The sequence below is a fragment of the Protofrankia sp. CiT1 genome (genome assembly GCF_917627335.1).
GTDB lineage: Bacteria > Actinomycetota > Actinomycetes > Frankiales > Frankiaceae > Protofrankia.
Genome location: NZ_CAKJTP010000030.1, coordinates 1 through 10,552 on the forward strand (window position 1 = coordinate 1; position 10,552 = coordinate 10,552).

Consider the following 10,552-nt stretch of genomic DNA (forward strand, 5'->3'; position numbering starts at 1 on the left):
CCTCGGCCCGGCGCGCGGCGACCCAGCCGGCCCGGCCCTCGTAGCCGATGATCAGATGGCAGCCGCCGGCGGTGGCCGGGCCGGCGCCGCCGAGCCCGGCCGCGGTCTCCACCTCGTCCGACAGGCGCGCGACCGTCGGCAGCAGATCCCGCTGCGCCAGGATGCGCAGCACCGCGGCCGCGCCGGTGAAGCCCGCCAGGCGCCAGCCCTCGTAGTGGATCGTCTCGGGCAGCGGACGCACCCGCAGCCGTACCTGGGTGATGACCCCGAAAGCTCCTTCGGAGCCGAGCACGAGTTCGCGCAGATCGGGCCCGGCGGCGGAGGCGGGCGCCCGGCCGAGCTCCCAGGTGCCGACCGGGGTCGCGAGCCGGATACCGACGACCATGCTGTCGAACCGGCCGTGACCGGCGGAGGCCTGGCCACTGGACCGGGTCGCGGCGAACCCTCCGACGGTCGCGTACTCCCACGACTGCGGCAGGTGACCGAGAGTGAAACCGTGCGTGGCAAGCGCGGCGTCGAGGGCCGGACCGCGCAGACCGGGATCAGCCGTGGCCAGCTGTGACCATGCGTCGACGCCGACCAGCCGGTTCATCCGGGCCGTGTCAAGCGCGATCACACCGGCAACGCCGTCACAGGCCGCGGCCAAGCCGCCGACGACCGATGTCCCGCCGCCGAACGGGACCACCGCGAGCCGATACCGGGCACAGACCGCAAGCACCGCGAGCACCTCGTCGTGGCATGCGGGCAGGATGACCGCGTCCGGGGCATCCATGGCGTCACCGGCGCGCAGACGCAGCAGATCGGTCGTGGAACGCCCACGGCAGTGCCGGATCCTGCTCTCCCGGTCGTCGTGCACCCAGGCCGGGCCGATGACGCCCGCCAGGGCCGCGCGCGCATCCTCGGCAAGCCTCACCGCCGGCAGCCGCACCGCGTCCAGGCTCACCGGTGGGGTGTCGCGGCAGTCCACGCCCAGAACCTGTTCCAGCAGAGAGCGGACACCGGCGGGCAGCGGCGTGCGCGCCGCCGCGGTGCCCCAGCCCCACCAGAGCGTCCCGGCGCCAGAGCCGGCCGTCCCGGCGTCAGGCCCGGTCATCCCGCCGTCTCGCTGGCTCGCTGGCTCGTCATCCCGCCGTTGTGTCCTTCCGTCATCATCACAACTCGTTGTCGGCGGTGACACGACATACACTTTTACAGATGTGGTCACAGCGTGACCGTGAAATGCCCAGCAGGCTATCTGATCACGTTGAGGCAGCTGAACCGGCCGGGTCACTCAATCGTCGCCAACGTGATCGGGACCTCGCCTGTCTGGCGAACGGCACGATCCTCGATGTCCTCGTCATCGGCGGCGGGGTGACCGGGGCGGGCGTGGCGCTGGACGCCGCGAGCCGAGGGCTGTCCGTCGCGCTCGTGGAAGCCCACGACTTGGCCTTCGGCACCAGCCGCTGGAGCTCCAAACTCGTCCACGGCGGAGTGCGCTACCTGGCCGCTGGCGATGTCGCCCTGGCCCGGCAATGCTCCCGGGAACGTGACATCCTGCTGCGCACCACCGCGCCGCACCTGGTACGGCCGCTACCGATGGTGCTCCCGTTGACGGTCGGCTTCCCCACCTCCGCCGCCCTCGTCGCCGATGCCGGCCTGCACATCGCCGACCTGATCCGGCTCGGCGCCGGCACCCCCCGCTCGGTCCTGCCCGGCCCCCGGTGGCTGAGCGCGGTCGAGACCCAGGCCCTGGTGCCGGCGCTGCGGCCCGTCCACCTGCGCGGCGGGCTGCTGTCCTGGGACGGTCAGCTCGTCGACGACGCGCGCCTGGTCGTCGCGATCGCACGGACAGCGGCCAGGCATGGCGCGCGGATAATCACCCGCTGCCGGGCCGTCGCCGTCGACGGCGACGGTGCCACCGCGATCGACACGCTCACCGGCTCGGCGGTCACGGTGCGCTCCCGCGCTGTGGTGAACGCGACCGGGGTCTGGGCTGGCGAGCTGTGCGGCGACGTCCATGTGCGCCCGAGCCGCGGAAGCCACCTCGTCGTGGCGGACAGCGCCTTCGGCGGGCTCCGGACGGCGATCACCGTGCCGGTGTCGCACGAGCACAACCGGTACGTGTTCGCGCTGCCACAGCCCGGCGGACGGGTCTACGTCGGGCTCACGGACGAACCCGTCGACGCCGTGACCGACACCCCGGCCGCGACCCCGGCCGAGACCGAGTTCCTGCGCGAGGTCATCTCCGGCGTTCTGGCGGTACCCGTTGACCAGGCTGACATCCTGGGCACCTTCGCCGGGTTACGCCCGCTGCCGGCCGGGGCGTCCGGGGCGTCCGGGCGCACCGCCGACCTCTCCCGTCGCCATGCCGTCATCACCTCGGCCGATGGCGTGGTGACCATCGTCGGCGGCAAGCTCACCACCTACCGGCGGATGGCCGCCGACACCGTGGACGAGCTGGCGCGGGCGCGCGGGCTGCGCCCTGGGCCGTGCCGGACCCAGCACCTGCCGCTGGTGGGCGCGGCCGGGTGGTCGACGCTCGCCGAAGTGGCCGCGCCGCGCCGGCTGGTCGCCCGCTACGGCACCGAGGCACCCACCGTGGTCGCGCAGGCGCGGGGTGATCCGCGGCTTCTCGCGCCGCTGTGCGGCCGGGTGGACACCACCGGCGCGGAGATACTGTTCGCGCTGCGGCACGAGGGCGCCCTGGACGCCGGTGACCTACTCGACCGGCGCACCCGCATCGGTCTGGTGCCAGCCGACCGTGCCGCCGCGCTCCCCCACGTCCAAGCGCTGCTGGCCGCGCCGGACGGATAGCGGACGGTGGGCTTCCGAACATCGTCACGCCGCCCTCGGCTGATCAGGGCACGGCCAGCGTCGGTGGGACCCCGTCCACGGTGGTCGAGGGGATCCGGCCGATGGTCAGGGCAGCGATCCGGTCCCGGTGCTGGACCGGATCGCCGTAGCTGTAAACCTCGCGTTTGGCACGCTTGTAGAAGAAGTGGGCGTCGTGCTCCCAGGTGTAGCCGATCCCGCCGTGATATTGGATCATCGCGGCGGTCACCTCCCGGGCGGTGTCCGAGGCCTTGCTCTTGGCCACAGCGACCGCGAGCCGGCAGTCCGCAAGCCCGGCGTCCAGCGCGTGTGCCGCGTACAGCACCGCGTGCTCGGACATGGTCACGGCAACATGCAGGTCGGCGAGATGGTGCTTGAGCGCCTGGAAGGATCCGACCGCCCGGCCGAACTGCACCCGGTCGCGGTCATAGGCGACCGTGCGCCGCAGCGCCTCCCGGGCGAGGCCGACGAGGTCCCCCGCCGTGAGCACCGCACCCCGGTCGAGAAGATCGCTAAAGACGGCCGTGGACGAGCCAGGCAACCGCTGCCCGGGGACGCCGTCGAGCACCACCGAAGCCGTGCGTACCGTGCCGTCGTAGTTTTCCAGCCCGGTCACGGCGACCCCCGGCAGCTCCGGTTCCACCAGGTACAGCCCGACCTCGCCAGCCGGTTCCACGGCGGCCACCACGATGATCTGTGCGGTCTCGGCGTACTCGACCGGCAGAGCCGATCCGGTCAGCCGGCCCGCCTCGTCAGCCGTGACCCGTACGCCCGAGGGATCGTAGCGGCCGGCCGGCCCGCGCGGCGCCACCGTGGCCACGAGCGCGCCCGAGGCGACAGCGGGCAGCAAGGACCTCTTCTGCTCGTCCGAACCCGCAAGCCGCAGCGCCTCACCCGCGAGCACGGTCGGCAGCCACGGCCCGGGTACGGCTCCCGCGCCGAACGCGCGGGCAACCACCTGGGCATCCACCAGGCCAAGACCGAGGCCGTCGTGCTCCGCGGGGACGCAGACAGCGAGCCATCCATACGCGCCGATGGCCTTCCACAGCTCGGTGGGGTTACCGTCGCCGTGCTGGTCCTCGAACACGGCACGGACGGCTGTCAGGTCGAACCGGTCGGCGAGGTAGGCACGGACGGTTTCACCCAGAGCACGCTGCTCGTCGGTGAGTGCGAAGTACATGGCTGGTCCTATCGACGACGGCCGGAAAGGTCATCGGGGCAGCCCGAGGAGCCGCTCGGCGATGATGTTACGCTGCACCTGCGAGGAGCCACCCCAGATCGTGACCGAACGCGACCACATCGCCTCGTGCTGCATACCGCGTAGGTCGGCGTCAGGCCGTGGCCGGGTGAGCGTCGCCTCCGGACCGAGCAGGTCGTCGAAGGTCTCCCACAGCTCCTGATGCGTGTGCGACCACTGCAGTTTGGTCAGGGACGACTCGGCCCCGAGCTCCGCGCCCTTTTCGATCTGGGTGAGTATGTGCATGGAGTGGTAGCGCAGACACTCGAGCTCGACGATCCGGCTGGCGAGCCGCTGGCGCAGGACCGGGTCGCCGGTACGCCCGAAGGCCGCCGCCGCGGCCACGATCTCGTCGAACTGGCCGCGGAAGGCGGTGTACTGGGCGATGCCGGAGGCGCCGCGTTCGAATGACAACAGCAGCATCGCCGTCGACCAGCCGTCACCGGCCCCGCCCAGGCAGTCGGTGACCTTCACCCGGACATCGGTGAAGAACACCTCGCCGAACTCACTCGCGCCGCTGAGCTGGCGCAGCGGCCGGGCGTCGACCCCGTCGGAACGCATGTCGATGAGCAGCATCGAGATGCCGCGGTGCCGCTGGGCGCCGGGCTCCGTGCGGACCAGCGCGAACATCTTGTCCGCGTACACGGCATTGGTCGTCCAGACCTTCTGGCCGTTGACGACGAACTCGTCGCCGTCGAGCACGCCGGTGGTGCGCAACGCGGCGAGGTCCGAACCCGCGCCCGGCTCGGAGAAGCCCTGGCACCAGATCACCTCGTTGCGCAGCATCGGGCCGATGATGTCGCGCTTCTGCTCGTCCGTGCCGATCGCCATGACGGTGGGCGCGAGAAAGGCCAGACCGAGGGCGTTGACGGTGGGCGGGGCCCCGGCCCGCTGGGTCTCCTCGTCGTAGATCGCCTGCATGCCGGGTGTCCCGCCACGGCCGCCGTACTCCCGTGGCCAGGAGATCCCGGCGAACCCCGCGTCGTACTTGCGGCGTTCCCAGTCCCTGCGCAGCTCGAACGCCTCCGCCGCGCCGATGGCCGACCAGAACGACCGCGACCGCCACCGCGGCGGGATGTTGTCCGCCAGCCAGGCGCGTAGTTCCACGCGGAACCGCTCCTCCGCGGGCGTGAAGGTAAGATCCATCAGGCGGCTCCTGCGGTGGAGTGTGCGCAACGCGGCATGCGGAGTTTATTCGCGGCAGGCACGATGTGACGTGTGTCCGCGCCCTATCTGGCAGCCACCCTCCGGAAACGGGGAAGACGATGATTGCTCCGGCCCGGCTGAACCCCACCACCAGGAACGACGCCCTGCGCCAGATGGAGGCCGAGGTCTTCGACATCGTCGTCATCGGCGGCGGCGTCACCGGGGCGGGGGTGGCGCTCGACGCGGCCACCCGCGGGCTGTCGGTAGCCCTGGTCGAGGCGCGAGATCTCGCGGCCGGCACATCCAGCCGGTCCAGCAAGCTCATCCACGGCGGGCTGCGGTACCTCGAGCAGCGCAACGTGGCGCTGGTCGCCGAGGCGCTGCGCGAACGGGCGCTTCTGCTCGCGACCCTGTGCCCGCACCTCGTACGCCCGACCTCCTTCATGTTCCCGATCACTCATCGGATGTGGGAGCGCGCCTACGTCGGCAGTGGGATGCTGCTCTACGACACCCTGAGTGGTGGCCGCCGCAACGTACCGCACCACCGCCACCTGACCAGGCAGGCCGCGCTGCGCGCCGCGCCGTCCCTGCAACCGGGCTCCCTGGTGGGCGCGATCCAGTACTGGGACGCCCAGGTCGACGACGCGCGGCACACCATGTTCGTCGCCCGCACCGCCGCCCACTACGGCGCCCTGATCGCCACCAGCGCCCGGGTGACGGGGCTGCTGCGGGAAGGTGAACGGATCACCGGAGTACGTGTCGACGACCTCGAGAACGGCGGGCAGATCGATGTCCGGGCACGCCAGACCATCAACGCGGCGGGAGTGTGGACCGACGACATCCAGGCCATGGCCGGCGGCCGCGGCCAGCTGTCCGTCCGGGTGTCCAAGGGCGTCCACCTGGTGGTGCCCCGCGACCGGATCAATTCGACCACCGGGCTGATCCTGCGCACCCGCCGCAGCGTGCTGTTCGTGATCCCCTGGGGCTCGCACTGGATCATCGGGACCACGGACACGGACTGGAACCTCGACCTCGCGCACCCCGCCGCCAGCAGCGCGGACATCGACTATGTGCTGACGCACGTCAACCGGGTGCTGCGCACGCCGCTGAGCACCGAGGACATCACCGGTGTCTATGCCGGGCTGCGCCCGCTGCTGTCCGGCGAGTCCGAGGACACCTCACGGCTGTCCCGGGAGCATGCGGTCGTCTCGCCGCTGCCGGGTCTGACCATGGTCGCCGGGGGGAAGTACACGACCTACCGAGTGATGGCCCGCGACGCGGTCGACTCCGCGCTGGCCGGGATGAACCGGTACGTGCCGCTGTCCTGCACCGACCGGATACCGCTGCTCGGCGCCGAAGGCTACCAGGCGTTGTGGAACGCCCGGGAGACCCTCGCCCACCGGAGCGGGGTGCACGTGGCGCGGGTCGAGCATCTGCTGGGGCGTTACGGCAGCCTCACGCGGGAGGTCCTCGACCTCATCGCGGAACGCCCCGCCCTCGGACGGCCGCTGCGCGGGGCCAGCACCTACCTCGCGGCGGAGGCCGTGTACGCCGCGTCCCACGAAGGTGCGCTGCACCTTGACGACATACTCACCCGCCGGACCCGGATTTCGATCGAGGCCTGGGACCGGGGTGCCGAAGCTGCCGCGCACGTCGCCGAGCTGGTCGGACCCGAGCTGGGCTGGGACCGCACGACCACCGCCACCGAGATCGAGCACTACCGGGCGCGGGTGGCGGCCGAGCGCGAGTCCCAGCGGCAGGCGGATGACCAGACCGCCGACGCGGCCCGGCTCGGTGCCCCGGACGTGCGCGGCGGTGGCCGGCTCCGGCCCGGGGCTCCCGAACCCGCCCTTGGCTGAGGGCTGCGCCCGCCCCGGCGAAATACCTCGTCGACGGTCCGGAAAACGACACCAAAGATGTCGGCAGGACGCTGTGCAAACAGCACCAGCGTCCGATAACAGCGAGGAACGCCGCGATTGCTCCACGCTGTTCAACGAGGTCAAGAGCTACTCCCGAGACGGCAAAAAGGCGGCAGCAAGGCGCCGCCCCTTCGAGAAAGCACCGTTCGAGGGATTATCAGCATGACCCCAGAAAGACGGCTCGTGGTAACGCGATAAACAGCGGGAACAAACCGGTGAATGCATTTCTGGCCGGTGAATACATCGATAACGTGTAACTGTATCCGCCGGCATCGGACCCACCAGGCAGGGCATGACCAGTGAGCATGACCGGCATAAGTGGTAGATTCTTCGGGTAGCAAGACCTTAGCGACCGAAGACTGCGCGATCATCATGCCGTTCGCGCGGGCAGCGGCCCCGAAGGAACCCACTGTTCGCGGAAGATCGGACCGGCCCGCCGTGTCTCCCGTTACGGAGTCTGCCTCTTCTGGAGGTGTGTCCACATTCAGCTACCCGCGGCACCGACCAGCGAGTGGGCCATGGCCCGATTACCCACGAGAGCGGGCGACCGCCATGGGCACCACATAATACCGACCACGGCATTGGCGGGTTACGCGCCCCCGGGTTCGCCTCCCGCATATCGGCTGGCACAGATCCGGGAGGCAGGCCATACCACCCGGACCCGAGTCCTGCCAAGAAAAAACCACGGGATCATTCAGGGGGAACAGCAACCGGAGTAAGAGCGACCGGCAATAGGGGCATGGCCCAAGGAACGAGGTTGGCGTGCGCGCATCGCGAGGCTGCGGAGGGAGACGCCGGAGGTACTGGGCGTCGACCGACGAACCGGGGTACCCGTCCATCGCGCGGCGATGGACGGGGAGCGATGACGCGAGGCGCCACCCGGGCACCGCGAGCCGGACGGTCCTGTTGCTGGAGCCGCTAAAGAGTGTGTGTGAGATCGGGCTTTCGATCAGCGAGCCGCCTCCAGGCGCCCCCTGGCAAGGCGGAAGGCCGAAGCGATACCGGATGAGTTGTCTCGGTGTGGCCGACAACGCGGCCAGGGGGCGCCTGGACGCGGCGAGCCGGAATGACGATCTCACACGCGCTCTAAGGCGCTGTTTTCGCACGGCTACGATCAACAGTAGCTCCGCCCGGAGACGGGAGAAACCCGCCGTGACAATACACGCACGCTCAGGATGGGATCCGCATACGCTCCGCCACCATCACGATGCCTCGGAACCGCTGCCCGTCGAACAGCTCACACCCGCGAACGTCGATTTTGATCTGCTGTGGGCGGACGACGGGCTGGCCCGCGGGCTGGCGGAGATGACTCGTACCGAGCGGCCACGCCGCTTCCTCCCGGTGTCCGGCTCCTCCCTTGACTCGGCCGCCGAGCGTTGGCTCACCGCACGGGCATGCCAGCGCCGGGCCGCCGCCGTCGGCCAGCTTGTCGACGATCCCCTCGTACGCGGCTTTGAAGAGCGCGTCGACGCCCTGCGGCGGATGAGCGACGTCCTCGGCGGTGGCGATGTCCACGCGCTGTCCATCACCGAGCTCGGTATCACCGTCCGGCTGCTGCGGACCGGCATCCACAACGACATCCACCAAGCCCGGCTGTACGCGGTCGCCGCCGAGCTGGCCCGGCTGGCCGGCTGGGCGATGTACGACGTCGGGCAGTACGGTGCCGCGCAGCGATGCTGGCTCGTGGCGCTCCGGGCCGCCCACGAGGCGGATGCGCCCGCTCTCGGCGCGAACATCCTGCGCTGTATGGCGGAACAGGCGGCGTGGTACGGGCAACCGGCCGACGCGATCACCCTGCTCCAGTCGGCCCAGGACGGCGCCCGCAGCATGCTGAGCGCCATCGAACGAGCTGTGATCACCGCCGACCTGGCTGTCGCTCACAGCCGCACCGGTCACCATGCGGAGTCAGTGGCCGCGACCACACTCGCCTACTCGTTGATCGACGCTGTTCATCCGGATGAGAACCCTCCCTACATGTACTGGGCCGGCCGCAAGGACATCTCGTTCGCCGCTGGTGAGGCCCTGTTGTCCGGCGGCGACCCGGACGAGGCGATACCCCATTTCCAGGCGGCCCTCAACGACCTTGACGCCCTCGACGACGAGTTCCCGCGGAACCGGGTCGAGTTCCTCACCAGGCTGGCTGTCGCCCATGTCAGGACAGGCCACCCCGAGCAGGCCATCGCCCTCGGGCACGAGGCCGTCGCCCACGCGGCAACCATCGACTCCGGGATGACACGCCGCGACATCGCCCGCCTGTGCCAGGAAATCGAGCAGGCCGGGTATGCCGGCGTAGCCGCGCTGGTCGACCACGCCCGGTGCGCGCTCGGCCCGTTGACAGTGGCCGCGATGTCGTCCTGACACGATCTCCGCGACAGTTCGACGCGTTCGGTAAGCGATCCCCGCCATGAGCGCCGGGCGCTCTCCCGCCGCCCGCCAGGCCTGCGGAACTGTTCATAGAGAACAGTTTTCAGGCTTCAATCCCGCCCACAGGACGTAGTCCGCTGTCCAGTTGACCTGTCAGGGTATGCGCATGACCTCCTTCACAGACATCGACCTCCTGCGTGAGCTTGAGCCCGTCGCCGCGACCAACCTCGACCGCCACCTGGGCCTGGCCGCCGAATGGATGCCGCACGAGTACGTCCCCTGGAGCCAGGGCAGTGACTTCGACACCCTGCCGTGGGAACCGGAGCAGTCCAGGCTGTCCGACATCGCCCAGGTCGCCTTCGAGGTCGGCCTGCTCACAGAGGACAACCTGCCCAGCTACCACCATGTGATCGCGACGACCTTCGGCCGGGACGGCGCCTGGGGTACCTGGGTGCACCGTTGGACGGCGGAGGAGGGACGCCACGCCATCGCGATGCGTGACTATCTGATGGTAACCCGTGGTGTCGATCCGGTTGCCCTTGAGCGGGGCCGCATGAAGCAGATGCAGCAGGGGTTCGACGGCGGCGGCAAGACGCCACTGCGCGCCATCGCCTACGTGTCCTTCCAGGAGCTGGCAACACGGATCAGCCACCGCAACACGGGGCGGTTCACCCAGGACCCCGTGGCGGAGAAGCTGCTCGCCCGGGTGGCCGCCGACGAGAACCTCCACATGATCTTCTACCGAAACCTGATCAGCGCGGCGCTGGAGATTGACCCGTCCGCCACAGTGCGGGCCATCGCCGAGGAGATCGTGGCCTTCCAGATGCCCGGGACGGGCATCGAGGACTTCGACCGCAAGGCCAAGCTGATCGCCCGAGCCGGGATCTACGACCTCCGCATCCACCACGACGAGGTCGTTACGCCGCTCCTGCGGCACTGGAAGTTCTTCGACCTCGACGGCCTCGACGCGCCGGCCGAGCAGGCCCGGACGAACGTCGAGCGCTACCTTGAGGCGATCGACGCCCTCGCCCGCAAGCACGAGGCGAAACGCGCGGGCGCACTCGCCGCCTCCCCC

General features: G+C 70.2%; 7 protein-coding genes. 4 read left to right on the top strand and 3 right to left on the bottom strand.

Features of this window, described 5'->3' with window-relative positions; all coding sequences use genetic code 11:
- Nucleotides 1-1,093: FAD-binding oxidoreductase (locus tag MJ785_RS07680; protein WP_239380261.1), on the bottom strand; the 1,093-nt coding region annotated here is incomplete at its 3' end.
- Between the two features lie 125 nt (nt 1,094-1,218).
- Between MJ785_RS07680 and MJ785_RS07685 the strand changes: the two genes are divergently transcribed.
- Nucleotides 1,219-2,793 (top strand): glycerol-3-phosphate dehydrogenase/oxidase, encoded by a 1,575-nt coding sequence (locus tag MJ785_RS07685; RefSeq protein WP_239380262.1) that lies wholly within the window; start codon nt 1,219-1,221, stop codon nt 2,791-2,793.
- Nucleotides 2,794-2,836: 43 nt separating this feature from the next.
- Here the strand turns inward: MJ785_RS07685 and MJ785_RS07690 are convergent, their stop codons facing one another.
- Nucleotides 2,837-3,991 (bottom strand): acyl-CoA dehydrogenase family protein, encoded by a 1,155-nt coding sequence (locus MJ785_RS07690; RefSeq protein WP_239307908.1) that lies wholly within the window; start codon nt 3,989-3,991, stop codon nt 2,837-2,839.
- Nucleotides 3,992-4,021: 30 nt separating this feature from the next.
- A complete protein-coding gene (locus MJ785_RS07695; protein WP_239380263.1) occupies nt 4,022-5,194 on the bottom strand; it encodes an acyl-CoA dehydrogenase family protein in 1,173 nt (390 codons plus the stop codon).
- 119 nt (nt 5,195-5,313) lie between these two features.
- On the opposite strand from MJ785_RS07695, the gene MJ785_RS07700 reads away from it, so the two are divergent.
- The 3 genes from MJ785_RS07700 to MJ785_RS07710 form a co-directional block, all read left to right on the top strand.
- Nucleotides 5,314-7,053: a glycerol-3-phosphate dehydrogenase/oxidase gene (locus tag MJ785_RS07700; RefSeq protein ID WP_239307906.1), complete on the top strand. Its 1,740-nt coding sequence runs from the start codon at nt 5,314-5,316 to the stop codon at nt 7,051-7,053.
- Between the two features lie 1,212 nt (nt 7,054-8,265).
- Nucleotides 8,266-9,471 carry a hypothetical protein gene (locus MJ785_RS07705; protein ID WP_239307905.1) on the top strand — a complete coding sequence of 402 codons (1,206 nt, stop codon included), beginning with the start codon at nt 8,266-8,268 and terminating at the stop codon, nt 9,469-9,471.
- A 172-nt stretch (nt 9,472-9,643) separates the two neighbouring features.
- A partial coding sequence (locus MJ785_RS07710; protein WP_239307904.1) for an acyl-ACP desaturase occupies nt 9,644-10,552 on the top strand: 909 nt, incomplete at its 3' end.

Coding starts and splice junctions, on each gene's coding strand:
- MJ785_RS07685 (WP_239380262.1), top strand. CDS start 1,219: ATGCCCAGCAGGCTATCTGATCACGTTGAGGCAGCTGAACCGGCCGGG.
- MJ785_RS07695 (WP_239380263.1), bottom strand. CDS start 5,194: ATGGATCTTACCTTCACGCCCGCGGAGGAGCGGTTCCGCGTGGAACTA.
- MJ785_RS07690 (WP_239307908.1), bottom strand. CDS start 3,991: ATGTACTTCGCACTCACCGACGAGCAGCGTGCTCTGGGTGAAACCGTC.
- MJ785_RS07700 (WP_239307906.1), top strand. CDS start 5,314: ATGATTGCTCCGGCCCGGCTGAACCCCACCACCAGGAACGACGCCCTG.